The following is a 24,977-nucleotide window of genomic DNA, read 5'->3' as shown; positions in this document are numbered from 1 at the left end:
GAAGGGGGAGCGGTGCGCGCTGCCAGAAGGATTCCCTACGTCAACCAGGGCATCGTCATGGCCTGCACGCTGGTCTTCGTGCTGGGCCTGCCGCCGGAGTCCCTCGCCTTCGTCCCCGCCTACTTCTTCGGAACGGTGGAGACGGCGGGGCCGTTGCCGATCTGGGCGGTGTGGCGCGGGCTGTTCGGCCATGTCCTGATTCACAGCGACATCGTGCATCTGGTCAGCAACATGCTGGTGCTCTGGGCCTTCGGCGGCGCCGTCGAACTGGCGATGGGAAGCCTGCGCTACTTGCTGTTCTTCCTGCTGTGCGCGGTGGCGGGAGCCGTCGTGGAGGGGGCGTTGGCCGTCGATCCCATGGCGCCGCTGGTCGGAGCGAGCGGGGCGATCTGTGGTGTGATGGGGGCCTTTCTGCTGCTGCATCCGCAGGCGACGCTCGGCGTGACGCCGGGGCCGCGCGTTCCCGCCTCCATCGTGGTGGGCAGCTTCCTGGCGATCAACGTGGCGATGACGTTGATGCCGCCGGCTCCGGATTCCGGTCTGGGCGACGTGGCCTGGGCCGCCCATCTCGGCGGGTTCGGCGCGGGGGTGGCGCTGGTCGCTTTGTTCCGCCGTCCCGGCGTGGCGCTGTGGAGCGTCGCCCGTCTCAGCACTGCGGCGAAGGCCGCCGTCTATCTGACGCTGGTCGTGGTGCTGCTGCGCACGCTGTGACCGTCTCCGCCGTGATCGTTGCCTTTGCCGGGCCGGGGCGGAATACTGCGCCCTTCCATTGACGGAGGCATGTGACTATGGCGGAAACCGGGTTCGCGCCGGTGCTCGGCGTGATCGGCGGCAGCGGCGTCTACGACATCGACGGGCTGGAAAACCAGCGCTGGGTGAAGGTGGAAACGCCCTTCGGCGACCCGTCGGACGAGCTGCTGACGGGCGAGCTGAACGGGCAGAGGCTGGTCTTCCTCCCGCGCCATGGCCGCGGCCACCGCATCCCGCCGTCCGAACTGAACTTCCGCGCCAACATCTACGCGTTGAAGGCGTTGGGCGTGACCGAGATCCTGTCGGTCTCCGCCGTCGGCTCGCTGAAGGAACATCTGCCGCCGGGCACCTTCGTGGTGATCGACCAGTTCATCGACCGCACCTTCGCCCGCAACAAGAGCTTCTTCGGCACCGGTCTGGTGGCGCATGTGGCGCTGGGCCATCCGGTCTGCGGGCGGCTGGGTGACCTGATTGAGGAGGCGCTGGTGGAGCTGAAGGTGCCGCACCAGCGCCGCGGCACCTACATGGTCATGGAAGGCCCGCAATTCTCGACCAAGGCCGAATCCGAGCTGTACCGGAGCTGGGGCTGCGACGTGATCGGCATGACCAACATGCCGGAGGCCAAGCTCGCCCGCGAGGCGGAGATGTGCTACGCGACCGTCGCCATGGTCACCGACTTCGACTGCTGGCATCCGGAGCATGACCACGTCACCGTGGACGCCGTCATCAGGGTGGTGGTCGCCAACGCCGGCAAGGCGCGGTCGCTGGTCAAGACGCTCGCGCCGAAGCTCCAGGTGCGCGACGGGCTGTGCGCACAGGGCTGCCACACCGCGCTCGACCACGCGATCATGACCGCGCCGGACAAGCGCGACCCGGAGATGCTGAAGAATCTCGACATCATCCTCGCCCGCGCGCTGGGCTGAGGACGCCAATGGAAAAAGCCGCGGGACCCGGCGTGCGTCCGGGTCCCGCGGCTTTTTCTTTTGGTCGGGCGGAAAGCCTCAGTGGCGGGTGCGCGCCGGGGTGACGTAGACGCCGTCCCAATCGACGCCGAACAGCGCGTCGTCGCCGGCCTCTTCCACCAGCTCGTCATAGTCGCTGATGTCGATCAGGCCGAAGATGGAAGCGGTGCCCGAGGCGTCCAGGTCGCAGGTGATGACGCGGCCGGCGAACTCGACAGAGGTGAAGAACACCTCCGGCAATTCCATGCTGTCGAGATCGGCTGACACCGCGCATTCGATCTCGTGGACGAGGCGGGACGAGAGGGAGCCCCGCAATTTTGCCGCCTGGGAGGCCCAGACGATCTTCTTGACCCGCGCGGCCGGGCGGTTGTCGGGCTCGCCGATGCCCTCGTCGGGCTGAGCGGCCATGGCGATCATCCGGGAAACCAGGTTCGACGGGCTGGGCGCACGCATAGAGACCTCCGTGAAGAACGAGCGCAGATTCACCCGGCTTCGGTTAACGGGGCCTTAAATCCCTGAGTCACGGATGGCTTACCTCTTATGCGTAATGGTCTATGACGATTCACGCCGCCGTCGCCGCGTAAGCCGACGCCAGCCGCGCCGCGGTGACGGCGTTGTGTCGGATCAGCGCCATGTTCGCGGTCAGGCTGCGCCCGCCGGTGATCCGCTCCAGAGCCGCAAGGAGATAGGGCGTGACGGATTTTCCCGTGATTCCATGATGTTCCGCATCCCTTAGCGCCTGTGCGATGGCCTGCTCCATAGCGGCGCCGTCCAGCGCATCGGCCTTCGGGATGGGGTTGGCGACGACCACGCCACCCTCCAGCCCAAGCTCCCATTTGGCTTTCAGGATGGCGGCGACTTCGTGCACGTTGTCACAGCGATGAGAGACGGGCAGACCAGAGTTGCGGCTGTAGAAGGCCGGAAACTCGTCCGTGCCCAGCCCCAGGACGGGGACCCCGCGGGTCTCCAGCACCTCCAGCGTCTTCGGCAGGTCGAGAATCGACTTGGCACCCGCGCAGACGACGCAGACGCTGGTGCGGGCCAGCTCGTCGAGATCCGCCGACACGTCGAAACTGGTTTCGGCGCCGCGGTGCACCCCGCCCAAGCCCCCGGTGGCAAAAACGGCGATCCCCGCCAATCGCGCGGCGATCATGGTGGCGGCCACGGTGGTGGCGCCCAGCGCTCCGGTCGCCAGAGCGACGGGCAGGTCGCGGCGGCTCAGCTTCATGACGCTGGTGCCGCCCCTGGCGAGCCGTTCGAGCGCGTCGCCGTCCAGTCCGACACGGATGCGCCCATCGAGCACGGCGATGGTCGCGGGAATTGCCCCCTCGGCCCGCACCGCGTCCTCCAGCGCCATCGCCGTTTCCAGATTCTTCGGGTAGGGCATGCCGTGGGAAATGACGGTGGATTCCAGCGCCACCACGGGCCGGCCCTCGGCCAGGGCGGCGGCGACCTCGGGCGTTGGGGACAGGCGGTCGTGCATGGTCGGAGTCTCCCTCGTTCTCCCGCATCCTGCGCCGTGGTTCGAGCCGGTGCAACCGGAGGAATCGGAATTTTGTCCTTTCGCGAGGACGGCCTATATTGCAGGACATGCCTGCACAAAGCCCCGCCCGTCCCCCCGCCGAACGTTGGATGAAGGTCTGCCCTGAAGGCCTCTATGTCGAGCCCGGCGGCTTCTACGTGGACCCGCTGCGCCCGGTGGAGCGGGCGGTCGTCACCCACGGCCATTCCGACCACGCCCGGCCCGGCCACGCCCATGTGCTCGCCACCGCCGGGACGCTCGCCATCATGCGGCAACGGCTGGGCGAGGGGGCGGGGGCCGCGACGCAGACGCTCGACTACGGCGAGGCGATCCGCATCGGCGACGTGACGGTGCGGTTGGTCCCCGCCGGCCATGTGCTGGGCAGCGCGCAGGTGGTGCTGGAGCATGAGGGCACGCGGGTGGTGGTGTCCGGCGACTACAAGCGGCGCTTCGACCGAACCTGCGCCCCGTTCGAGCCGGTGCCCTGCGACGTCTTCATCACCGAGGCGACTTTCGGCCTGCCGGTCTTCCGCCACCCGCCGGACCTGGGGGAGATCGACAAGCTTCTGCACTCGCTGTCGATTTTTCCGGAGCGCAGCCATGTCGTCGGGGCCTACGCGCTGGGCAAATGCCAGCGGGTGATCTCCCTGCTGCGCGCCGCCGGTTACGACCGGCCGATCTATCTGCACGGCGCGCTGGAGCCGATCTGCAAACTCTACGAGGGCTTCGGCGTGCCTCTGGGCGAGCTTCGCCCGGCCACCGTCGCGGCGAAGGAGGAGCTGAAGGGCGCCCTGGTGCTGGCCCCGCCCGGCGCGGTGGCCGACCGTTGGGCGCGGCGGCTGACCGATCCGGTGGTGGCGATGGCCTCCGGCTGGATGCGGGTGCGGCAGCGGGCGCGCCAGCGCGGCGTCGAACTGCCGCTGGTCATCTCCGACCACGCCGATTGGGACGAACTGACCCAGACGCTCGACGAGGTCGCGGCGCCCGAGGTCTGGGTGACCCATGGCCGGGAGGAGGCGCTGGTCCACCACGCCACCCAGCGCGGCATCCGCGCCCGCGCGCTGGCCCTGGTCGGCTTCGAGGAGGAAGAAGGGGCGTGAAGAACTTTTCCTCGCTGATCGACGGGCTGGTGTTCATGCCGGCGCGCAACGGGAAGATCCGCCTGCTGGCCGACTTCTTCGCCACCACGCCGGACCCTGACCGCGGCTGGGCTCTGGCGGCCCTGACGGAATCGCTGGTCTTCCACGAGGCCAAGCCGGCGGCCATCCGGCAACTGGTCGCCGCCCGTGTCGATCCGGAGCTGTTCGCCCTGTCCTACGACTATGTGGGTGACCTCGCCGAGACCGTGGCCCTGATCTGGCCGGAGCGCCCGGAGCGGGCGAACAGCCTCCCGCCCTCCCTGACCGAGGTCGTGGAGACGCTGCGCGCGGCCAAGCGCGGGCAGGTGATGGGGCTGGTGGAGGGGTGGCTCGACACGCTCGATTCCTCGGGCCGCTTCGCTCTGCTGAAGCTCATCACCGGCAGCCTGCGGGTGGGTGTGTCGGCGCGGCTGGCCAAGACGGCGCTGGCGGAGTGGGGAAAGGTCGATCTCGGCGACCTCGAGGAGTGCTGGCATGGGCTGACCCCGCCCTATGCGGACCTGTTCGCCTGGCTGGAAGGGAAGTCCGACCGGCCGGCGGCGGGGAAGGGCGCCGGCTTCCGCCCGCTGATGCTCTCCCACCCGTTGGAAGAGGAGGACATGGCCGGGCTCGATCCGGCCGATTACGCCGCGGAATGGAAATGGGACGGCATCCGCGTGCAGTTGGCGGCCCGCGGCGGCGAGCGGCGCATCTACAGCCGCACCGGCGATGACGTGTCCGGCGCTTTTCCGGACATCGCGGATCACATGACCTTCGACGCTGTGCTGGACGGCGAACTGCTGGTCGCCCGCGACGAGGGCGAGATCGCGCCCTTCAACGACCTTCAGCAGCGGCTGAACCGCAAGACGGTCACCGCGGCCATGCTGAAGGAATTTCCCGCCTGGGTGCGGCTCTACGACATCCTGTTCGACGGCGAGGAGGATCTGCGGAGTCTGCCCTTCACCGAGCGGCGCGCCCGGCTGGAACGCTGGCACGATGCGGTGCGGCCCCGGCGGATGGACCTGTCGCCCCTGGTGCCGTTCGAGGGCTGGGAGGCGCTGAAGGGGCTGCGCGAGGGCAGCCGGGAGAACAGCATCGAAGGGCTGATGCTGAAGCGCAAGGACAGCGTCTACGTCGCCGGGCGTCCCAAGGGGCCCTGGTTCAAGTGGAAGCGCGGGGCGCTGACGCTCGACACCGTGCTGATGTACGCCCAGCGCGGGCACGGCAAGCGGTCCAGCTATTACTCGGACTTCACCTTCGGCGTCTGGCGCGGCGAGGAGCTGGTGCCGGTCGGCAAGGCCTATTTCGGCTTCACCGACGCGGAGCTGGTGGAGCTCGACCGCTGGGTGCGCAACCGCACCACCCGCCGCTACGGCCCGGTGCGCGAGGTCGAGCCGGGGTTGGTGCTGGAGGTCGCCTTCGACAGCGTGCACCCGTCGAACCGCCACAAGAGCGGTCTGGCGATGCGCTTCCCGCGCGTCCACCGAATCCGCTGGGACAAGCCCGCGGCGGACGCCGACCGGCTGGAAACGCTCCAGGCGATGGTCGTCGGCTAGAGTGAGCCGCTTCTTCCATTTTGAACCGGGTCGGCGTTGACGCCGGCGGGACGGCGTCTAGTCTTCTGCAACCGTTCGCTGCGGTCGAGCGGGGTGGAAGACATCAAGCCGGAGACCTCACCATGCCGTTCACCGCCGCTCCCGAATTCAAGAAGCACAAGGCGAAGTGCGAGGCCGAGGCGAAGAAGATCCCCAACTCGGGCGACGCCTTGGCGGTGGTCAAGAAGTCCGGCGACGTGGAAAAGGCCGCCGCAGCCTGGGACAAGGCCTACAAGGCCGGTGACGCCAAGGCGCTGCGCGAGGCGCTGGCCGATCTGCTCCAGGCGACCAAGATCTTCCGGGCGAAGCTCAGCGCGGTCATCGTGAAGGCTCAGAAGGCGAAGAACGAGGGCGCCGTCGAGGTGGCGGCCGACATGCTGGGCGGCACCATGAACGTCGAGCAGATGGCCCAGTTGGAAAGCCAGTCCGCCCTGAAGAAGCTGGAGAAGACGGGCAGCGGCAAGGAGATGCCCGCCACCACCTTCTTCGCCGACTGGACCGCCGCCAAGAAGATGTTCGAGGCGCTGACCGGCAAGAAGAAGCCCGTCGAGGGCTTCCTGCTCGCCTTCCGGGCGTCGAGCGGCCTGGAGAAGGCGACGAAGGCGCTCGACGCCGCCACGCGGGCCAACGACGTCGACGCTCTGCAGAAGGCCATCAAGGGATTCGAGAAGACGGGCAGCGAATATTTCGCGACCGTGAAGAAGAAGGCCAAGGTCTCCGTCGCCGCCGACGACACCGACATTCCGGACGAGTCGGACGAGGCATTCAACTACGATCAGGCGCTGGCGATCCTGCTGAAGAACCTGAACGTCATCCGCAAGGAGGCCGGCGACATCCTGACCGAAGCGAGGAAGTAGACATGAATCTCCTCCCTATCGGCTCAGCCGCATGTCGATGTGGTCGATGCCGACATCGTCGTAAATCTCGCTGACGCGCCGGAAGCCGAAGCTGCCGTAAAAGCTCTCCAAGTAAAGCTGCGCGCTGATCTGCACATCGTGCTCCGGCCATTCCCGGGCCAGCCGCTCCAGGCATTCGGCGACCAGCCGGCGACCCAGCGCCTTGCCGCGCCACGCCGGAGCGACCGCCAGTCGCCCGAAGGAGGTGGCGCCGGTCTCCGCATCGGGGCCGAAAATGCGGGCGTAGCCGACCGGTGTCGCCGCGTCGCCGTCGTAAAGCGCCAGATGCTGCGCCACCGGGTCGAGGCCGTCGAGGTCGGGGAAGGGCGAGGCCTGCTCCACCACCAGAACGCCCTGGCGGAGGTGCAGCATGTCGTGGAAGGCGCCGGCGGACAGGTCGGCGAAGCGGTACCAGCGGGAGTGCATGTCAGCCCCTAGAAGGCGATGTCGGTGGGAGCCAGATGCTCCACCGTGAAGCCGAAACGGCTGTGAAGGGCTTCGCCGACGCGAAGCCGGTGGCAGAGATGCGGCGAGGCCTCGAAGCAGAGCAGGCAGGCCGGCTTTTCCCGCGCCAGGGCTGCGGCGCGGCTGAGGTCGTGCTCCGCTTCCGGAGTCTGCATCTTCTCTTCGACGATCGACCAGAAGTGATCCAGGTCGCCCTGGTGGGCGGCGACGCGCCCCTCCTTGGGCGTGCCCAGCCCCTTCAGATGGACGTAGGCGATTCCGGCCTCCTCCAGCCCGGCGGACAGCGGCCTCTTGGAGAAGCCGGCGCGGCGGGACAGCGGCAACTCGCGCACGTCCAGCAGGACTCCGACGCCCCGCGCCTTCAATGCGCGCAGAACGGAGTCGAAGGAAGCGCCTTCATAACCTATGGTGTAGAGCGGAGGCAGGCTGCTCATGACGGGGAGGGGAGGGCGTTGCGGATCATGTATTCGCCGATGTCCTTCGGCTTCACCTTGATGTCGGTCAGCGGCTCGTCGGCGGACATGGCCTTGGCGACCAGAAGGCTGTTCTGCACGTTGGTCAGGGTGACGCGGAAGACGCCGGAGGCGCCCTTCAGCTTCGGGTAATAGGTCGGATCGATGACCTTTTCCTTGCGCATCAAGCGCTCGATCACCGGCTCCTCCTCCAGGTCCGGCACCTCCTGGCTGTGGATCAGGCGCCAGTCGCCTTCGCCCGCCCAACCGGCGTCGATCGCGGCCTTGGCGGCGTCCTTGTCGGCGGCCACGCCCAGCTTGAAGATGTGCTTTCCCTGTCCGACGTCGGACGCCCATTTCGTCAGCGCGGCGCTGCGCGCCACATAAACCACGGCCATTTTCGCATGTCCTCACCGGTCACGCGGCCATGCTGCCGCGAAGCGGCCGATGAGGCAACCGTCGGAAGGAGGGGGCTGGTATCAGGGGAAGGAGGATTGCCGTGACAGCGGGGTGATGAGAATGCGGCTGACCACATCCTTGCCGAACAGCTTGACGCTCTCCTCGTCGATCTTGCGGCGCAGGGCGGGCATGTTGGCGATGTTGCCGCGGACGATCCACCCCTCTTCGATGCCCAGGTAGACCGCACGCAGGGCCGCATCGTGCAGCCTCGGGATGGCAACCTGGACTTCACCCAACCGGGTGGCGTTCGCCACCTCCAGCATCACCTCGATCTGGGTGTAGCGCTCCACCTGCCCGCGGGTGACGATGGGGACCATCACCGGCTTGATGCGGACGGAGGGCGGCAGGGCCGCTGGCCCCTCCGCCGCCTGGACGACCGTGACCGAACCGGCGACGGTGGCGGCGATCAGGAGGGAACCGAGGATGGATGCGACCCTGCGCATTGGCGGGCACCGGAAAAATCGATTGGATGGCCCCGATAGTAGGGGTTCACCCCTCCGTCTTCAATGGCGCCCGCTGTAACAAGAGACTCGGCCTATGACGCGGCGTGCCGTTCTCAGGCCGCCTTTTGCCCGCTGGCTTGGATCGCCTTCTTGTTCACGTCGTTGATCGCCAGCATGTTCAGCTTCTTGTCGGTTTCCTTCTCTTCGTTGAGGGTCTGCTCCAGCAACTCCGCCACCCTGGTGAGGCCGCAGGCGGTGGCGTAGGCGTGGACGGTGCCGTAGCTGGCGATCTCGTAATGCTCCACCTTCTGGGCGGCGGCGATCAGGGCCGCGTCCTGGACTTCCGGGGCAAGACCCATTTCCATGATCTCGCGGGCCTCGCTGATCAGCCCCTCCATCGCGTCGCAGTGCTTGCCGCGGGTGCGGGTGTCCAACTCATCGAACACCTGCTCCAGCCGTTCGATCTGGCCACGGGTTTCTTCCAGATGGGATTCGAAGGCTGCGCGGAGCTGTTCGGAATGCGCCGCCTTGGCCAGTTTCGGCAGGGCCTTGGTGAGCTGCTTTTCGGCGTGGTAGATGTCGCGGAGTTCTTCGATCAGCAGATCCTGCATGGTCTTGGCAGCCATGGTGCCGGTACTCCCTTGCTGAGTGCGTCGTCCGCCAACAACAGGACGTGGCAGACGGGGTTCCGGGACGGTTGCGCTGTGCTAAGGTGGTAACGGGACCGGCGAAGGCCGGCGATGGAGAAGAAGCGATGGTGGGCAATCGGGCGCCTGGAAAAGGCCAGACCGCTGGAAATGGCACAGGAGGCGGTCTTGGCGAGGTGCTGTTCGAGTTCCAGCGGGTCGGCAGCTATTTGAAGGTGATGGCCATCGACCCCGTCACCGCGACGGAGGTATCGGTCGTCGGCCCGGCCACCGGCAGCCTGGAACTGCTGAAACGGACCGCGATCAGCAAGCTCCAGTTCGTTCTGAAGCGCGACGCGGCCAAACGCTGAGCCTTCCCCGAATACAGACGCCAAGAAGCGCGCCCTCCCGGCGGGGCGGGGGGCGCGGCTAGTCTTGGCTTCTGCTGATGGTGAGCACTGACATCCCGGAGCCGGACCTGCGGAACCGGTCCGGGGGTGAACTGCTCAAACCCGACTCTAGACCTATGCCGCGCCGTGAGCACTGGTGCATCGGATGTAACGCCGGTAGAAAGCGTTCCACGAACGAACGGACCATCGTGCTTCCTGGTTTCCGGGCGCGGCGGTCCTGACCGAATGCGGAGGGAGACGATCGCAATGCGTTGCGTGACGGTCTTGCGGAGAATGCCCGCGCTGTCGAGAGAGATCCTGAGGCCGGCAGCCACGCTGCTGGCGCTGGCCGTGGTGCTGCAAAGCCCGGCTGTGCGGGCGGAAACCACCATCATCTGCACCAAGCCCGGCGTTCCGCTCTGCATGAGCGACACCACCACCTTCGTCAGCGCGGACAAGATGGCCAGTTGCCAGTTCGAGGTGAAGGAGTACGTGGACAAGACCATGGACTATCTGCGCTGCCTGAACGAGGAAAACGCCAGCACAGGCCAGGAATTGACCCGCAATGTCGAACGATTCAACTGCCGTCTGTCTGGCCGCAACTGTGGGTGATAAGCGGCGCGGGCGGGTTCGGCAAAGCCCGTTCGCGCGGCGGTCGGAACGACCCGGGACCACGACGACATAAGGGCGAAACGACACAGGGCCGGCTTCCCTTGCGGGAGGCCGGCCCTGTTCGTTCAGGACGGTGCTGGCGTTCAGCCGGCCTTGCGGCGGGTCTGGCGGCCGGAACTGCGGCCGAGGCCGATCCGCTTCGCGAACTCGGAGCGCTGCGCCGCGTAGTTCGGCGCGACCATCGGATAATCGGGTGGCAGGCTCCAGCGCGCCCGGTATTCGTCCGGCGACATGTTGTAGGTGGAGCGCAGATGGCGCTTCAGCATCTTCAGCTTTTTGCCGTCTTCCAGGCACACGATGTATTCGGGCGTCACCGACTTGCGGATCGGCACGGCGGGCTTCAGGGGCTCCGAAGGAATCTCTCTGGGCTGCGTGTTCAGCCCGGTCAGCGACGAGTAGACCGTGTTGATCACCTCGGGAATCTGCTGCGCCGGCAGAACGTTCTTGCTGACATATGCGGAGACGATGTCCGCGGTCATCCGCAGAAGCTCGTTATCGGGCACATCGGCGCGAAGCTGGTCACTCATTGCCATTAGTCCTGATTTTTCATTTTGTCCCTAGCAACCAAGTTGCACAGCGTGATTTGGGTGTCAATATAATTTCGAGAGGAGCGAATTAAGTTATTTGCGATCTGCATGAAGTTACAAGGCGCGGCAAATCAGATGTCCCAGGAAAGGGCCGGCCTGCGGCTGCACTGCCCCGCGTTTAGGCATTGTCTAGTGAGGGGAAGCTAGGCAAGACCATGGGAATCGGGCACCGCAACTGACCGATTCGTGGTGTGAGACCGAATCGGTCGTCCTGCTTACTGGCCGTTAACGTCAACGGGTGCGGGAAATAGAGAAACATTTGTTCTCGGCATGCATTGCAGGCCATGCTCCCCGAACCGCGCCCGTGCCCGGCATTCCCTCCTTTGCGGTTCTGTGTCCGGTGCAAAGCCCCCGTGCGTTGTGTCCTTCTGGCGGTTCGGGGCGATATCTGGTAGCTTGCGCGCCGTGCCGCCGTCTCCGCCGGGTGTTCCCACCGGGCCGGCGCCATTCGTATTCGTGCACGGAGTTTTTCTTTCATGACCACCATCGCGATCGCGTCCGATCACGCGGGGTACGAGATGAAGGCCCAGATCGCCTCCTGGCTGGCCGGCGCCGGCTACGAGGTGCTGGACCTCGGCTGCAACGGTCCGGAGTCGGTGGACTATCCGGATTTCGCCACGGCGCTGGCGGGTGCCATCAACGACAAGCGGGCGGCGCGCGGTGTTTTGATCTGCGGCAGCGGCATCGGTATCAGCATCGCGGCGAACCGGCATCCGGGCATCCGTGCTGCCCTGGTGCACGACGTGACGACCGCCCGTCTCGCGCGCCAGCACAACGACGCGAACGTGGTGGCGCTGGGCGCCCGCATCATCGGCGCTGAGATCGCCAAGGATTGCGTGGACGCCTTCCTGAAGACCGATTTCGAAGGCGGTGAACGGCACAGCCGGCGAATCGCCAAAATGGGATGAGACGGCCCTTCACCCGGCCCGTGACTGCTTTCTGAACCAAGGACCTGCCCTGCCATGACCGTGACCAACGCCGACCCCCGCGCCGAGATCGGCCGCTTCTTCGCCGCCTCGCTCGCCGAGACCGATCCCGAACTGGCCCGCGCGGTGCGCGACGAGCTGGTCCGCCAGCAGGAGCAGATCGAGCTGATCGCGTCCGAGAACATCGTCTCCCAGGCGGTGCTGGAGGCCCAGGGTTCGGTCATGACCAACAAGTACGCCGAGGGCTATCCGGGTAAGCGTTACTACGGCGGTTGCGAGTATGTGGACGTGGCCGAGACGCTGGCGATCGAGCGCGCCTGCAAGCTGTTCGGCTGCAATTTCGCCAACGTCCAGCCGAACTCCGGTTCGCAGGCCAACCAGGCGGTCAATCTCGCCCTGCTCCAGCCGGGCGACACCATCCTCGGCATGTCGCTGGCGGCCGGCGGCCACCTGACCCATGGCGCCGCCCCGAACCTGTCGGGCAAGTGGTTCAAGGCCGTGCAGTACGGCGTGCGTCGCGACGACCACCTGATCGACTTCGACGAGGTCGAGCGTCTGGCCCGCGAGCACAAGCCGAAGCTGATCATCGCCGGCGGTTCCGCCTATCCGCGCGTCATCGACTACCAGCGCTTCCGCGCCATCGCGGACGAGGTCGGCGCGTACTTCATGGTGGACATCGCCCACTATGCCGGCCTGATCGCCGGCGGCGTCTACCCGAACCCGTTCCCCTACGCCGACGTGGTCACCACCACCACCCACAAGACGCTGCGCGGCCCGCGCGGCGGCATGGTGCTGACCAACAGCGAGGAAATCGCCAAGAAGATCAACTCGGCGGTCTTCCCCGGCCTGCAGGGCGGCCCGCTGATGCACGTCATCGCCGCCAAGGCGGTGGCCTTCGCCGAAGCGCTGCGTCCGGAGTTCAAGACCTACGCCAAGAGCGTCCTGGACAACGCCCGCGCCCTGTCGAAGGTGCTGATCGAGGGCGGCCTGGACATCGTGTCCGGCGGCACCGACAGCCACATCGTGCTGGTCGACCTGCGTCCGAAGAACCTGACCGGCAAGGCCGCCGAGGCGAGCCTGGAGCACGCCGGCATGACCTGCAACAAGAACGGGGTGCCGTTCGACCCGCAGAAGCCGATGGTCACCTCCGGCGTCCGTCTGGGCAGCCCTGCGGCGACCACCCGCGGCTTCGGCGTGGCCGAGTTCGAGCAGGTCGGCCGCCTGATCGTTGAGACGCTGGACGGTCTGGCCGCCAGCAACTCCGGCGACAATGCGGCGGTCGAGGCTAAGGTGCGGGAAGAGGTGCGCGAGCTGTGCCGCCGCTTCCCCATCTACCCGACCCTGTAATCATCAAGACCGACTAAAGGGGAAAGGCCGGACATGCGCTGCCCGTTCTGCGGACACGAGGACACCCAGGTCAAGGACTCGCGACCGACCGAGGACAACTCGGCGATCCGCAGACGGCGGTTCTGCCCCAGTTGCAGCGCGCGCTTCACCACCTTCGAGCGCGTTCAGCTCCGTGAGCTGACGGTGGTGAAGAGCACCGGCCAGCGGGAGCCTTTCGACCGCGAAAAGCTCCTGCGCTCCATGCGCATCGCCCTGCGCAAGCGCCCGATCGACGCCGACCGCATCGACCGGGTGGTGAACAGCTTGGTGCGCCAGCTCGAATCCTCCGGCGAGAGCGAGATCCCGTCGAAGCAGATCGGCGAGATGATCATGGTGGCGCTCCAGACTCTCGATCAGGTCGCCTACATCCGCTACGCCTCGGTCTACAAGGACTTCCGCGAGGCGTCGGACTTCAACGAGTTCGTCGAGCAACTCGCCCCCGAAGCCCAGAACGGCTGAGGGGGCGGGTGGCGCCCATGGCGAAGCAAGCCATCCATCCCGACGACCTCCGCCACATGCGGGCCGCTCTGGCCCTGGCGGCGCGCGGGCTCGGCAACACATGGCCGAACCCGGCGGTGGGCTGCGTCATCGTGCGCGACGGTGTGGTGGTCGGGCGCGGTTGGACCCAGCCGGGCGGACGGCCCCACGCCGAGACGGAAGCCTTGGCCCGTGCCGGTGGTGCTGCGCACGGCGCGACCGCCTATGTGACCCTGGAGCCCTGCAATCATTACGGGAAAACGCCACCCTGCGCTCTGGCGCTGGTGGAGGCCGGAGTGGCGCGGGTGGTGGTGGCTTGTGGCGATCCCGACCCGCGGGTGGCTGGGGGCGGTCTGGAGCGGTTGCGCGCCGCCGGGGTCGCGGTGGAAACCGGCGTCTGCGAGGACGAGGCCTGGACGCTCAACGAGGGCTTCTTCCGACGCATCCAGGACAACCGTCCACTCTATACAGTGAAGGCGGCCACGACGCTGGATGGGCGCATCGCCACCCATACCGGCCAGTCGCAATGGATCACCGGGCCGACGGCGCGAGCCTGGGGACACCGTCTGCGCGCCAGCCACGACGCGATCATGGTCGGCATCCGCACCGCCCTGGCCGACGATCCGGAACTCACCTGCCGCCTGCCGGGGCTGGCTCATCGTTCGCCCGTGCGCATCGTCGTCGACAGCCGGCTGCGCCTGCCGCTGACCGGGAAACTGGCCTCGGGCGCGCGGTCCGTGCCGACCTGGGTCGTCACACGGGAGGACGCCGACCCCAGCCGTCTGGCCGTCTTCCAGAACTGCGGACTGGAGGTGATCCGCGTGCCCGCCGATTCCGCCGGTCTGCCGGATCTGGTCGAGGCGAGCGCCGCCCTGGCCCGCCGCGGCCTGACCCGCGTGCTGGTGGAGGGCGGGGCCACGCTGGCGGCCTCGCTGCTGCGCGCCAATCTGGTGGACCGGCTGGAGTGGTTCCGCGCCGCCTCGATCATGGGTGGCGATGGGCTGCCGGCGGTCCATGCCTTCGGGGTGGATGGGTTGGGGCGTATGGCCCTGTTCCGCCGGACCGACCTGCGGCAGGCCGGGGACGACCTCGTGGAGAGCTACGTCCGCCGCGGTTGAACGGTGCGTGACTGCACGGCGTTCGGCACCGTGCTGGGCGCAACAGTCCGTTGCGTGCCGCGCCGTGCGGATGAATCTTTCACACGATTGAAAACCTGCTAAATTGCCGGCCCATGTTCACCGGAATCATCACCGATGTTGGGCGCGTTCGGGCCGTGGAACGGCAGGGCGACACCCGGTTCACCGTCGAGACCGCCTTCGCTATGGAGACGGTTCCCATCGGCGCGTCCATCGCCAACAACGGCGTCTGCCTGACGGTCGTCGAAAAGGGGCCGGGCTGGTTCGCCGTCCAGGCCTCCGCCGAGACTTTGTCGAAGACGACGCTGGGCGGCTGGGCCGAAGGCACCCGCATCAACCTTGAGCGCGCGCTCAAGGTCGGTGACGAGTTGGGCGGGCACATCGTGTCCGGCCATGTCGACGGCGTCGCCTCCGTGGTGGAGGTCCGCGCCGACGGCGAGTCGAAGCGCTTCACCTTCGAGGCGCCGGCCTCCCTGGCGAAATACATCGCCTCCAAGGGGTCGGTGGCGCTGGACGGCGTGTCGCTGACGGTGAACGAGGTCGATGGCGCGCGCTTCGGCGTGAACATCATCCCGCACACCCAGGATGCGACCACCTTCGGCGCGCTGAAGGCCGGGGACCGGGTGAACCTGGAAATCGATATGCTCGCGCGGTATGTGGCGCGTCTGGCAGGGCAGGAATGACGTCCGAGTTTCACGAGTATCTGTCGCGCCCCGAGGAGATCATCGAGGAGGCGCGCCAGGGCAAGATGTTCATCCTCGTCGATGACGAGGACCGCGAGAACGAAGGCGATCTGGTCATCCCGGCCCAGTGCGCGACTCCCGAGGCCGTGAACTTCATGGCCAAGTACGGGCGCGGCCTGATCTGCCTCGCCATGGACCAGAACCACATCGAGCGGCTGCGCCTGCCGCTGATGGCGCAGCAGAACGGCACCCGCCACCAGACCGCCTTCACCGTCTCCATAGAGGCGCGCGAGGGCGTAACCACCGGCATCTCCGCCGCCGACCGCGCCCGCACCATCCAGGTCGCCATCGACCCGACCGCCGGGCCGGACGCCATCGTGACGCCGGGCCACGTTTTCCCGCTGCTCGCCCGTGACGGCGGCGTGCTGGTCCGCGCCGGCCACACGGAAGCCTCGGTGGACATCGCCCGCATGGCCGGCATGACCGCGGCGGGCGTGATCTGCGAGATCATGAACGACGACGGCACCATGGCCCGCCTGCCGGATCTGGTGAAGTTCGCGCAGTTCCACGGGCTGAAGGTGGGCACCATCGCCGACCTGATCGCCTACCGCCGCCGCACCGAGACGATCGTCGAGCAGAAGCTGGCGGCGACGCTGGACAGCCGCTTCGGCGGGCGCTTCCAGATGTACGTCTACGTCAACAAGGTGGCCTACGCGGAGCACATCGCGCTGGTGCGCGGCGACATCTCCGGCGACGAGCCGGTGCTGGTGCGCATGCACGCCCTGTCGGTGCTGGACGACGTGCTGGGCGACAGGAGCGCCGCCCGCGACGGTGAGCTTCAGGCCTCCATGGAAATGATCGCGCGCGAGGGCCGCGGCGTGATCGTCCTGCTGCGCGAGCCGATGGCGAACAGCCTCACGGAATCGGTCAAAGCGCGGCTGGAAGGTCACGAGAACCCGACCCCCGCTCTGCGGGATTATGGCGTGGGCGCGCAGATCCTGCTGGACCTGGGCGTGCGCGACATGGTTCTGCTGTCGAACCGCAAGAAGTCCATCATCGGGCTGGAGGGGTACGGCCTGACCGTGCTCGGCCACCGCCCGATTCCCCTGCATGACCAGTAACCGTCAGCCGAGCGACCCGAGATGACCGAAAAGCCCCATCTGATGATCGTGGAAGCCCGCTTCTACGAGGACATCGCCGACGAACTGGTGAAAGGCGCCATTGCCGAGATCGAGAAGGAAGGCGCCACCTACCAGCGCGTCTCGGTCCCGGGGTGCCTGGAGATTCCGGCGGCGATCCTGTACGCCCTGCGCTCCATGGACTTCTTCACGGCGCGCAAGCGCTTCGACGGCTATGTCGGGCTGGGCTGCGTGATCCGCGGCGAGACCACCCATTACGACATCGTCTGCAACGAGAGCGCCCGCGGTCTCCAGGACCTCGCGCTGCGCTACGCGCTGGCCATCGGCAACGGCGTGTTGACGGTGGAGAACCGCGAGCAGGCCTGGGCGCGGGCCTCCGTCACGGCCAAGAACAAGGGCGGTTTCGCGGCGCGCGCCTGCCTTGACATGATCGAACTCAAGCGCCAATTCCGCCTCTATCCGCGGTGACCCCGCGGTGCAATTCCTGACAGACTGAGCATCATGAGCAACGACGACGCGGCTGGCCGCGCGAAACAGAAGCGCGGCTCCCGGAACCGGACGGGTGGCGGATCGGCCAAGGCCCGGCGCAAGGCCGCGCGCCTTGCCGCCGTTCAGGCCCTGTACCAGATCGACCTGAACCAGATCGAACCGACCGGCATCGCCGTGGAATCCGTGATCGGCGAGTTCGTCAATCACCGGCTGGGTGAGGAGATCGATGGGGCGAAGTTCGTCGCCGCCGACCCGCAGCTGTTCGCCGACATCGTCCGCGGTGCCGCGCACCGCCGGGCGGAGGTCGACGGCATGCTGGCCTCGGCGCTCGAGCCCCGCTACGCGCTGGACCGCCTGGAACTGCTGATGCGCGCCATCCTGCGGGCCGGCGCCTATGAGCTGTTCGTCCACAACGACACGCACCCGCGCATCCTCATCAGCGAGTATGTGGATGTGGCGCACGCCTTCTTCGCGGCGCGGGAGCCGGGCATGGTGAACGGCGTGCTCGACCATGTGGCCCGCGCGCTGCGGCCGGACGAACTGGCCCAGCCGGACCCCAGCCGTGACCAACCCAAAGACCGCTAGGGCAAAGACCGGTAAGCCGCTCGGCGAGTTCGGGCGGATCGACCGTTATTTCAGGCCGTTGGCGTCCGGTTTTCCGGGCGCCCGCGGGCTTGCCGACGACGCCGCCGTGTTCGGCGTTCCACCGGACCAGGAACTGGTCGTCACCACGGACGCCATGGTGGCGGGCGTCCACTTCTTTCCCGAGGACGCGCCCGGCGACATCGCCGCGAAGCTGCTGCGCACCAACCTGTCGGACCTCGCCGCCATGGGGGCGGCCCCCTACGCCTACACGCTGGTCACCGCCCTGCCGAAGACGGTGGGTGAGGACTGGCTGGCCGGTTTCGCCGCTGGTCTGGGCGAGGATCAGGCCCGTTTCGGAATCGCCCTGGCCGGCGGCGACTCGGTTTCGACCTCCGGCCCCATCACCCTGTCGGTGACGGCCTTCGGTCTGGTGCCGAAGGGCGGAGCGGTGCCGCGCTGGGGCGGGCGGCCCGGCGACCGCGTGTACGTCACGGGCACCATCGGCGACGCGGCGCTCGGCCTGCGGATCGCCTACGGAACGCTGGAGGTGGCCGACGACTCGGCGCGCGCCGTGCTGCTGCGGCGGCTGCGGAGGCCCGATCCGCGGACTACACTGGGGCCGCGTCTGGTCGGGCTGGCGACCGGCTGCCTGGACGTGTCGGACGGTTTGGTCGCGGACCTTGGCCATCTGTGCGAGGAGTCGGGCTGCGCCGCGATTCTGGAGTCGGGGCAAGTGCCTCTCTCAGCCGCCGCAAGGTTGGTGATCGGGGACGATCCGGTGCGCTTCGCCGTGGCTCTGACCGGTGGCGACGATTACGAGTTGCTTTTCACCGCGGCGGAGGACGCCGCGCCGGCTCTCGCCGCCCTGTCGGCGGAGACGGGGGTGCCGGTGACCGCCATCGGCCGTCTCGTGGACGGGCTGGCGGGAGACGTCACGGCGACCGATCCGCAGGGGCGGGTTCTCGACCTGCCGACTCGCGGCTGGGACCATTTCTGAGAGCATCCCCGAAGCGCGACTCCGCTTAACGCAATCGAAAGCAGGGCGGCGCTAGGCTCGATCCATTCCGTTTCCGGGAAAGGATGGGCGTGATCAAGGCCGTCATAGTGCTGGTTTTGGGCCTGCTGCTGCTGGGCGGTGCGGGCTTCGGCGGCTGGATGATCTACAACAAGTATTTCGTCGAGCATGAGGAGTCGGCCCCCAAGAAGGAGGAGCCGCCGCCCAAGCCGCCCACCGGTTTCGTCCGCATGGCTCCCTTTGTCGTTCCGGCCATCGGCACGCAGAAGGTCGAGCAGTTCGTGACCGTGGTCGTCACGCTGGAGGTGATTCTCGACAAGGTTCCCTATGTCCAAGCCCGCCAGCCGCTCGTCTATGACCGCTGCCTGTCGGCCCTCTACGCCGCCGTGGACGACCGGTCGGTGATGACGGGCAACTTGGTCAACATCATTGCCGTAAAAGAAAAACTCGCCGCCGCCGCCGCGAAAGTGGTGGGGGAGGGTGTGGTGCAAAATGTTCTTGTTCAGGTGGTTACACAGCGCAATTTGTAACCGTTCTTAAAAAAGCCTATCCGAAAGTCAGGAGCGCCTCGGCCAAATCGCCGCGCCTATTCGGACGTGGCGGCTGTTGCATTGTGCCATTCTCTTCGGCATCCTTTTCGTGAACAACTCGCCCGTCATCCACCTTCGTTTGTACGGGTCGTTTTCACGACAAGGCGGTAATCGGGCCCGAAACCATAAGAATTTGGGGGAACCGATGGCAGCAGCGTTCGTCATCATCATCGCCAGCGGCCTGTTGGCGCTGGCGTATGGGTACTACGCGGGCAGACAAGTCATGGCGGCCTCCGCCGGTTCCGACCGCATGCAGGAAATCGCTGCGGCCGTGCAGGAGGGCGCCCGAGCCTATCTGAATCGCCAGTACACCACCATCGCCATCGCCGGCGTGGTGCTTCTCATCATCCTCGGCGCGTTCCTCGGCCTGCATGTGGCCATCGGCTTCCTGATCGGATCGGTCCTGTCGGGGGCCGCCGGCTATGTCGGGATGAACGTGTCGGTGCGGGCCAACGTGCGCACGGCCCAGGCGGCGACCCAGGGCTTGGCCCCGGCGCTGGACATCGCCTTCAAGGCGGGGGCGATCACCGGCATGCTGGTGGTCGGGCTGGGTCTGCTGGGGGTGGGAGTCTATTACGGCATCCTGACGATGATCTACCGCGTGACCGACCCGATCGAGGTCCGCGCGGTGCTTGAGGCCCTGGTCGCCCTCAGCTTCGGCGCCTCGCTGATCTCCATCTTCGCGCGGCTGGGCGGCGGCATCTTCACCAAGGGGGCCGACGTCGGCGCCGATCTGGTGGGCAAGGTCGAGGCCGGCATTCCGGAGGACGATCCCCGCAACCCCGCGGTGATCGCCGACAATGTGGGCGACAATGTCGGCGACTGCGCCGGTATGGCCGCCGACCTCTTCGAAACCTACGCCGTCACCATCGTCGCCACCATGCTGCTGGCGGCGATTTTCTTTTCGGGTGAGGTGATCCGCCTGCTGCTCGTCTACCCGCTGGTCATCGGCGCGGTCTGCATCGCCGCCTCCGTCGCCGGCACCTTCTTCGTGAAGCTGGGCAGCAACAACAACATCATGGCCGCCCTCTACAAGGGATTGGCGGCGACCGCCGGCATCTCGCTGGTCCTGATTCTGATCGTGACCGCGATCATGTTCGGCTTCACCCGGCCCATCCCCCTGAACGGCGGCGGCTATGTGACCGGCGGCAGCCTGTTCGTCTCGTCCCTGGTCGGGCTGGGCGTGACCGGCCTGCTGGTGTGGATCACCGAATATTACACCTCCACCGCCTTCCGCCCGGTGCGCAGCGTCGCCCGCTCGTCGGAGACCGGGCACGGCACCAACGTGATCCAGGGGCTGGCCGTGTCGATGGAGGCGACGGCGCTTCCCGTCCTGGTCATCTGCGTCGGCATCATCATCGCCTACGGGCAGGCCGGCATCTTCGGAATCGGCATCGCCGCGACCACGATGCTGGCGCTGGCCGGCATGGTGGTGGCGCTGGACGCCTACGGTCCGGTGACCGACAACGCCGGCGGCATCGCCGAAATGGCGGACATGCCGAAGGACATCCGCGTCACGACCGACGCTCTGGACGCGGTCGGCAACACCACCAAGGCGGTGACCAAGGGCTACGCCATCGGCTCCGCCGGTCTCGCCGCTCTGGTGCTGTTCGCCGCCTATGTGCAGGATCTGAAGCACTATTTCCCGAACGTGGCGGTCGAGTTCCGGCTGGACGATCCCTATGTGGTCGTCGGGTTGCTGATCGGCGGCCTGCTGCCCTACCTGTTCGGGGCGATGGGCATGACCGCGGTCGGGCGCGCCGCCGGTTCGGTGGTGGTGGAGGTGCGCCGCCAGTTCCGCGAAATCAGCGGCATCATGGAGGGCACCGCGAAGCCCGACTATGGCCGCGCCGTCGACATGCTGACCCGCGCCGCGATCAAGGAGATGGTCATTCCGTCGCTGCTGCCGGTGTTGGCGCCGGTGGTCCTTTACATCGTCATCGCCGCCATCGCCGGTCAGGCGCAGGCCTTCGCCGCCTTGGGCGCCATGCTGCTGGGCACCATCGTGACGGGGATCTTCGTCGCCATCTCGATGACCTCGGGCGGCGGCGCCTGGGACAACGCCAAGAAGTTCATCGAGGAGGGGAACCACGGCGGCAAGGGCTCCGACGCGCACAAGGCGGCGGTGACCGGCGACACCGTCGGCGATCCGTACAAGGACACCGCCGGCCCGGCGGTCAACCCGATGATCAAGATCACCAACATCGTGGCGATCCTGCTGCTGGCGATCCTCGCCCAGATTGGTTGACAGGGGATCGGCTGATCCGAATCGGCACCAAAAGAAAAGCCCCGCAGAAGCGGGGCTTTTCGTGTCTCAGCGTTTCTGTCGGCGTCAGCGGCCGGGGCCGCGGTTGCGCGAGTCCTTGGCGGAGAAGCGCCCGACGTTGCCGAGCATCTGTTCGAGGAAGCTCAACTCGCGGCCGGCCGTCGGGGTGCTGCGGTCGACGATGTCGATCTGCTGGCCGTCGCTGGCGTCGAGCTGCTTCATCTCCGTCACCACGCCCGCGTCGTCGAAATGGACGACGACGACGCGGCGCTCCATCACGCTCGGCTGGAAGAAGGCGACCTTCTCCGTCTTCTGGCCGATGTAGTACCAGACATTCTGGTCGAAGGTTCCCACGGAGGTCGGCGTGCCGAGGATGTCCGCCACATCCTCCCGCCGCGACTGGCCGGCCTTGATCTCGGCGATGCGGTCGGGATCCGCCATGTTGCCGCGGGTCGCCACGGTGGGCGAGCACGCGGAGACGGCGAGACCCAGAAAGGCGAAGGCGCACAGCGCCGAAGGAATCGATCTCGTCATGGTGCTCAGGCTATGATGGCGCGGGCGGACCGCCGGACCCTTGCGGCAGGCCGGACTCCGCCCGCAATGCCGGGACAATCGCACCGCGCGGTTTGTCCTGTCAACGAAACTCCGAGCGAGAGAGAAACCGTGCTTGACCGCCTGTTCCGGCGCCGGCGTGAAGCCCGCGCCGTCGCCGATTTCTATCTCACGATCGTGGCGCAGGCCCGCTTGCCGGCCTTCTACCGTGACCTTGGCGTTCCCGACACGCTGGACGGGCGCTTCGACATGGTGGTGCTTCACGTCTTCTTGGTCATGCGCCGCCTGAAGGGGCAGGGGGCCGCCGCCGCGGACCGTTCGCGCCTGCTCTTCGAGGCGATGATCGACCATTTTGAGAAGTCGCTGATGGAGCAGGGGGTTGGCGACAGCGGAGTCGGGCGGCGCATCAAGACCATGGCCCGCGGCATCGCCGGCCGGATCGAGGTCTACGACCGCGCGCTCGCCGACGAAGGCGGGCAGGCGCTGGAGGTCGCGCTGGACAACAACGTCTATGGCACCGTATCGGAAGTGCCGCCGCAACGGCTGGCCGTCATGGCGGCCTACGTCCGGCGCGAGGCCGCCGGGCTGGAGGCGCAGCCGCTGGAGTCGCTCATGGCTGGAGAGGTCCGCTTCGGTCCGCCGCCCGACGCCGGGACGGACTGATCGCATCCATCGAGTCTCTCTTCCATTGGACTTGCCAAATGGACTTGCCTTTCCCGGCGTCCGGATTCATCTGACATTGTGACGAAGGCGCCCGCTTCAGAACGGGTGCTGTGACAAGGAATTGCCTGACATGCGCAACACGCCCCCGCTCTCCGCCGGCCCCGCGCCGGAATTCTCGCGCATTGTCCGCGCCGACGCCGTCCATCGCGACGGGGACCTGGTCGAAACCATCGAGGCGACGGAGGCCGAGCGCGAGGCGCTGGCCGAGCGGTTCGAGCTGGAGGGAATCGGACGGCTGACCGCCAGGGTCCGCCTGCGCTCCGTGCGCGGCGGGCAGATGGTGCGGGTGGAAGGAGAACTGGAGGCCGACGTGGTGCAGACCTGCGTCATCACGTTGGAACCGGTGCCCGCCCAGATTTCCGAGCGATTTGGCGCGCTGTTCGCGCCGGAGTCGATGGTCCCCGGCGAGGACGACGAGATCGAGATCGATCCGAACATCGCCGAGGAGGACATTCCGGAGGCGATGACCAACGGGCGCATCGACATCGGCGAATTGACCGCCCAGCATTTGTCCCTGGCGCTCGACCCCTATCCTCATGCAGAAGGCGTGGCGTTCGACGGATACAGCGAAGGCGAAGAGGAGGAGGAGGGCATGGCCCCCGCCGATGATGATGCCGGCGCCGATCCGGAGAAGCCGAACCCGTTCGCCGCGCTGGAACGTCTGAAACGACAGAATTGAGGGCGGAACGGGCTTGCCCTTCGGGGGCAATTGCCGTATTGAATGCCGCTCGCGTCAGGCGGCCCCTCTTCGGGCCGCCTTTTACAATGAAGAGAGTTTACGGCCATGGCTGTTCCGAAGAAGAAGACCTCCAAGTCGCGCCGCAACATGCGTCGCTCGCACCACGCTCTCCCGACCTCGTCCTACGCCGAGTGCTCGAACTGCGGCGAGCTGAAGCGCCCGCACCATGTCTGCGGCTCTTGCGGTCACTACGACCAGCGCGAAGTGGTTCAGAGCGCTCCGGCGGCCTGATGGCGGTTTGGTTGGCCGCCCTACGTCCTAGCCAGGGAGCCTGTCCGCGGTGAGCCAGCGCCTGACCATTGCCCTTGATGCCATGGGCGGTGACAAAGGACCCGACATGGTGATCGCCGGGGCGGATATCGCCCGCGAGCGTCACCCGCAGGTGCATTACCTGCTGTTCGGGGACACCGCCCGCATCGAGCCGCTGCTCGCGCAGCGGCCCGCTTTGAGAGCGGTGGCCGAGGTGCGCCACACCCCGGACGCCGTGGCCGGCGACGCCAAGCCGTCGGTCGCGCTGCGCGCCGGACGCCAGTCGAGCATGCGTCTCGCCATCGATTCGGTGGCGGGCGGGCAAGCCGCCTGCGTGGTGTCCGCCGGCAACACCGGCGCGCTCATGGCCATGGCCAAGTTCGTGTTGAAGACGATTCCCGGGATCGACCGCCCGGCCATCGCCTCCTTCTTCCCGACCCTGCGGGGGGAGAGCGTCATGCTCGACCTCGGCGCCAACACCGAATGCCAGCCCGAGAACCTCGTGCAGTTCGCCGTGATGGGCGCGGTCTTCGCGCGCACCGCGCTGAACCTGTCCGAGCCGACCATCGGCGTGCTGAACATCGGTTCGGAAGAGGTGAAGGGGAACGAGGTGGTGCGCGCCGCCGCAACCCGCTTGCGCGAGATGCCGCTGCCGGGGCGTTTCCACGGATTCGTCGAGGGCAACGACATCGCCACCGGCACGGTGGACGTGATCGTCACCGATGGCTTCACCGGCAACGTCGCGCTGAAGACCGCCGAAGGCACGGCGAAGCTCTTCACGGAGTTCCTGCGCCGGACGTTCCAGTCCTCCTGGACGGCGCGTCTTGGTTATCTGCTGGCCCGCGGGGCTTTCAAGCGGTTGAAGCAGCGCACCGATCCGCGCCGCTACAACGGCGCCATGTTCCTGGGCCTGCGCGGCGTCTGCGTGAAGAGCCACGGGGGCACCGACGCCATTGGGTTCGCCAACGCCATCGGTGTGGCCTACAATCTGGCGGCAAACGGTTTCAACGACCGAATCAAGGAAGAGATGCAGCGTCTCGGCGACGCCAAGCCTCTTCCCGACACGAAGGCGGCGGCGGTCTAACA

31 protein-coding genes are annotated in these 24,977 nt (G+C 67.1%); 22 read left to right on the top strand and 9 right to left on the bottom strand.

What is annotated here, in order from left to right; translation table 11 throughout:
- Positions 1-12: 12 nt before the first annotated feature.
- Both H0B54_RS04160 and H0B54_RS04155 read left to right on the top strand, forming a co-directional pair.
- Positions 13-711 (top strand): rhomboid family intramembrane serine protease, encoded by a 699-nt coding sequence (locus H0B54_RS04160; RefSeq protein WP_094302225.1) that lies wholly within the window; start codon positions 13-15, stop codon positions 709-711.
- A 77-nt stretch (positions 712-788) separates the two neighbouring features.
- Positions 789-1,673: an S-methyl-5'-thioadenosine phosphorylase gene (locus tag H0B54_RS04155; protein ID WP_188259344.1), complete on the top strand. Its 885-nt coding sequence runs from the start codon at positions 789-791 to the stop codon at positions 1,671-1,673.
- 78 nt (positions 1,674-1,751) lie between these two features.
- Here H0B54_RS04155 and H0B54_RS04150 read toward each other — a convergent pair whose 3' ends face one another.
- Both H0B54_RS04150 and H0B54_RS04145 read right to left on the bottom strand, forming a co-directional pair.
- Complete coding sequence (locus H0B54_RS04150) at positions 1,752-2,165, bottom strand: hypothetical protein (RefSeq protein ID WP_041811100.1); 414 nt, start codon at positions 2,163-2,165, stop codon at positions 1,752-1,754.
- Positions 2,166-2,274: 109 nt separating this feature from the next.
- On the bottom strand, positions 2,275-3,195 hold the full coding sequence (locus H0B54_RS04145; RefSeq protein ID WP_188259343.1) for a pseudouridine-5'-phosphate glycosidase: 921 nt from the start codon (positions 3,193-3,195) through the stop codon (positions 2,275-2,277).
- A gap of 149 nt (positions 3,196-3,344) precedes the next feature.
- Between H0B54_RS04145 and H0B54_RS04140 the strand changes: the two genes are divergently transcribed.
- The 3 genes from H0B54_RS04140 to H0B54_RS04130 all read left to right on the top strand — a co-directional run bounded on the left by H0B54_RS04140 (position 3,345) and on the right by H0B54_RS04130 (position 6,804).
- Positions 3,345-4,334 (top strand): ligase-associated DNA damage response exonuclease, encoded by a 990-nt coding sequence (locus H0B54_RS04140; RefSeq protein ID WP_188259342.1) that lies wholly within the window; start codon positions 3,345-3,347, stop codon positions 4,332-4,334.
- Positions 4,331-5,908: a cisplatin damage response ATP-dependent DNA ligase gene (locus H0B54_RS04135; protein ID WP_188259341.1), complete on the top strand. Its 1,578-nt coding sequence runs from the start codon at positions 4,331-4,333 to the stop codon at positions 5,906-5,908. The genes H0B54_RS04140 and H0B54_RS04135 overlap by 4 nt, the downstream gene beginning before the upstream one ends.
- Before the next feature lie 122 nt (positions 5,909-6,030).
- Complete coding sequence (locus H0B54_RS04130; protein ID WP_188259340.1) at positions 6,031-6,804, top strand: hypothetical protein; 774 nt, start codon at positions 6,031-6,033, stop codon at positions 6,802-6,804.
- A gap of 15 nt (positions 6,805-6,819) precedes the next feature.
- Here the strand turns inward: H0B54_RS04130 and H0B54_RS04125 are convergent, their stop codons facing one another.
- The 5 genes from H0B54_RS04125 to H0B54_RS04105 form a co-directional block, all read right to left on the bottom strand.
- Entirely contained in the window at positions 6,820-7,269 is a 450-nt protein-coding gene (locus tag H0B54_RS04125; RefSeq protein ID WP_188259339.1) for a GNAT family N-acetyltransferase, read from the bottom strand.
- Between the two features lie 8 nt (positions 7,270-7,277).
- Entirely contained in the window at positions 7,278-7,742 is a 465-nt protein-coding gene (locus tag H0B54_RS04120; RefSeq protein WP_188259338.1) for a DUF488 domain-containing protein, read from the bottom strand.
- A complete protein-coding gene (locus H0B54_RS04115) occupies positions 7,739-8,158 on the bottom strand; it encodes a hypothetical protein (protein WP_188259337.1) in 420 nt (139 codons plus the stop codon). The genes H0B54_RS04120 and H0B54_RS04115 overlap by 4 nt, the downstream gene beginning before the upstream one ends.
- Positions 8,159-8,239: 81 nt before the next feature.
- Positions 8,240-8,662, bottom strand: coding sequence for a hypothetical protein (locus tag H0B54_RS04110; protein ID WP_094302216.1), 423 nt, complete (start codon positions 8,660-8,662; stop codon positions 8,240-8,242).
- Positions 8,663-8,775: 113 nt separating this feature from the next.
- Positions 8,776-9,288, bottom strand: coding sequence for a YciE/YciF ferroxidase family protein (locus H0B54_RS04105; RefSeq protein ID WP_188259336.1), 513 nt, complete (start codon positions 9,286-9,288; stop codon positions 8,776-8,778).
- A gap of 128 nt (positions 9,289-9,416) precedes the next feature.
- Here H0B54_RS04105 and H0B54_RS04100 point away from each other — a divergent pair, with 128 nt between their 5' ends.
- The gene (locus tag H0B54_RS04100) at positions 9,417-9,659 is read left to right on the top strand and encodes a DUF6898 family protein (RefSeq protein ID WP_094302214.1); all 243 of its coding nucleotides are present in this window, start codon (positions 9,417-9,419) and stop codon (positions 9,657-9,659) included.
- A 312-nt stretch (positions 9,660-9,971) separates the two neighbouring features.
- Positions 9,972-10,289, top strand: coding sequence for a hypothetical protein (locus H0B54_RS04095; RefSeq protein ID WP_246472314.1), 318 nt, complete (start codon positions 9,972-9,974; stop codon positions 10,287-10,289).
- Positions 10,290-10,432: 143 nt separating this feature from the next.
- On the opposite strand, the gene H0B54_RS04090 is transcribed toward H0B54_RS04095, so the two are convergent.
- The gene (locus tag H0B54_RS04090) at positions 10,433-10,876 is read right to left on the bottom strand and encodes a Ros/MucR family transcriptional regulator (protein WP_014240726.1); all 444 of its coding nucleotides are present in this window, start codon (positions 10,874-10,876) and stop codon (positions 10,433-10,435) included.
- 536 nt (positions 10,877-11,412) lie between these two features.
- Here H0B54_RS04090 and rpiB point away from each other — a divergent pair.
- The 11 genes from rpiB to H0B54_RS04035 all read left to right on the top strand — a co-directional run bounded on the left by rpiB (position 11,413) and on the right by H0B54_RS04035 (position 21,610).
- Positions 11,413-11,844 carry a ribose 5-phosphate isomerase B gene (gene rpiB / locus H0B54_RS04085; RefSeq protein WP_094302213.1) on the top strand — a complete coding sequence of 144 codons (432 nt, stop codon included), beginning with the start codon at positions 11,413-11,415 and terminating at the stop codon, positions 11,842-11,844.
- Positions 11,845-11,898: 54 nt separating this feature from the next.
- Complete coding sequence (glyA, locus tag H0B54_RS04080; protein WP_188259335.1) at positions 11,899-13,209, top strand: serine hydroxymethyltransferase; 1,311 nt, start codon at positions 11,899-11,901, stop codon at positions 13,207-13,209.
- Between the two features lie 33 nt (positions 13,210-13,242).
- Positions 13,243-13,707 carry a transcriptional regulator NrdR gene (gene nrdR / locus H0B54_RS04075; protein ID WP_014240731.1) on the top strand — a complete coding sequence of 155 codons (465 nt, stop codon included), beginning with the start codon at positions 13,243-13,245 and terminating at the stop codon, positions 13,705-13,707.
- A gap of 17 nt (positions 13,708-13,724) precedes the next feature.
- Positions 13,725-14,843, top strand: a complete 1,119-nt coding sequence (gene ribD, locus H0B54_RS04070; protein ID WP_188259334.1) for a bifunctional diaminohydroxyphosphoribosylaminopyrimidine deaminase/5-amino-6-(5-phosphoribosylamino)uracil reductase RibD — start codon at positions 13,725-13,727, stop codon at positions 14,841-14,843.
- Positions 14,844-14,956: 113 nt separating this feature from the next.
- Positions 14,957-15,544: a riboflavin synthase gene (locus tag H0B54_RS04065; protein ID WP_094302210.1), complete on the top strand. Its 588-nt coding sequence runs from the start codon at positions 14,957-14,959 to the stop codon at positions 15,542-15,544.
- A complete protein-coding gene (gene ribB, locus H0B54_RS04060) occupies positions 15,541-16,665 on the top strand; it encodes a 3,4-dihydroxy-2-butanone-4-phosphate synthase (RefSeq protein WP_188259333.1) in 1,125 nt (374 codons plus the stop codon). The genes H0B54_RS04065 and ribB overlap by 4 nt, the downstream gene beginning before the upstream one ends.
- 21 nt (positions 16,666-16,686) lie before the next feature.
- The gene (locus H0B54_RS04055) at positions 16,687-17,151 is read left to right on the top strand and encodes a 6,7-dimethyl-8-ribityllumazine synthase (protein ID WP_014240735.1); all 465 of its coding nucleotides are present in this window, start codon (positions 16,687-16,689) and stop codon (positions 17,149-17,151) included.
- 33 nt (positions 17,152-17,184) lie between these two features.
- Positions 17,185-17,757, top strand: a complete 573-nt coding sequence (gene nusB / locus H0B54_RS04050; protein ID WP_137114577.1) for a transcription antitermination factor NusB — start codon at positions 17,185-17,187, stop codon at positions 17,755-17,757.
- On the top strand, positions 17,735-18,754 hold the full coding sequence (thiL, locus tag H0B54_RS04045; protein ID WP_188259332.1) for a thiamine-phosphate kinase: 1,020 nt from the start codon (positions 17,735-17,737) through the stop codon (positions 18,752-18,754). Before nusB ends, thiL begins: the two co-directional genes overlap by 23 nt.
- 83 nt (positions 18,755-18,837) lie before the next feature.
- Positions 18,838-19,302, top strand: a complete 465-nt coding sequence (locus H0B54_RS04040) for a hypothetical protein (protein WP_188259331.1) — start codon at positions 18,838-18,840, stop codon at positions 19,300-19,302.
- Positions 19,303-19,507: 205 nt separating this feature from the next.
- On the top strand, positions 19,508-21,610 hold the full coding sequence (locus tag H0B54_RS04035) for a sodium-translocating pyrophosphatase (protein ID WP_094302205.1): 2,103 nt from the start codon (positions 19,508-19,510) through the stop codon (positions 21,608-21,610).
- Positions 21,611-21,694: 84 nt separating this feature from the next.
- On the opposite strand, the gene H0B54_RS04030 is transcribed toward H0B54_RS04035, so the two are convergent.
- Positions 21,695-22,162 carry an outer membrane protein assembly factor BamE gene (locus tag H0B54_RS04030; RefSeq protein ID WP_188259330.1) on the bottom strand — a complete coding sequence of 156 codons (468 nt, stop codon included), beginning with the start codon at positions 22,160-22,162 and terminating at the stop codon, positions 21,695-21,697.
- Positions 22,163-22,291: 129 nt separating this feature from the next.
- On the opposite strand from H0B54_RS04030, the gene H0B54_RS04025 reads away from it, so the two are divergent.
- The 4 genes from H0B54_RS04025 (at position 22,292) to plsX (ending at position 24,975) form a co-directional block, all read left to right on the top strand.
- On the top strand, positions 22,292-22,843 hold the full coding sequence (locus H0B54_RS04025; protein ID WP_188259329.1) for a ubiquinol-cytochrome C chaperone family protein: 552 nt from the start codon (positions 22,292-22,294) through the stop codon (positions 22,841-22,843).
- A gap of 130 nt (positions 22,844-22,973) precedes the next feature.
- Complete coding sequence (locus H0B54_RS04020) at positions 22,974-23,582, top strand: YceD family protein (RefSeq protein WP_188259328.1); 609 nt, start codon at positions 22,974-22,976, stop codon at positions 23,580-23,582.
- Between the two features lie 105 nt (positions 23,583-23,687).
- Positions 23,688-23,873 carry a 50S ribosomal protein L32 gene (rpmF, locus tag H0B54_RS04015; RefSeq protein ID WP_014240744.1) on the top strand — a complete coding sequence of 62 codons (186 nt, stop codon included), beginning with the start codon at positions 23,688-23,690 and terminating at the stop codon, positions 23,871-23,873.
- Positions 23,874-23,922: 49 nt separating this feature from the next.
- Positions 23,923-24,975, top strand: coding sequence for a phosphate acyltransferase PlsX (gene plsX / locus H0B54_RS04010; protein WP_094302201.1), 1,053 nt, complete (start codon positions 23,923-23,925; stop codon positions 24,973-24,975).
- The last annotated feature ends 2 nt before the right edge of the window (positions 24,976-24,977 follow it).

This window comes from Azospirillum tabaci, assembly GCF_014596085.1.
GTDB classification, from domain to species: Bacteria; Pseudomonadota; Alphaproteobacteria; order Azospirillales; family Azospirillaceae; genus Azospirillum; species Azospirillum tabaci.
This window is presented reverse-complemented; position numbering and strand designations above follow the sequence as displayed.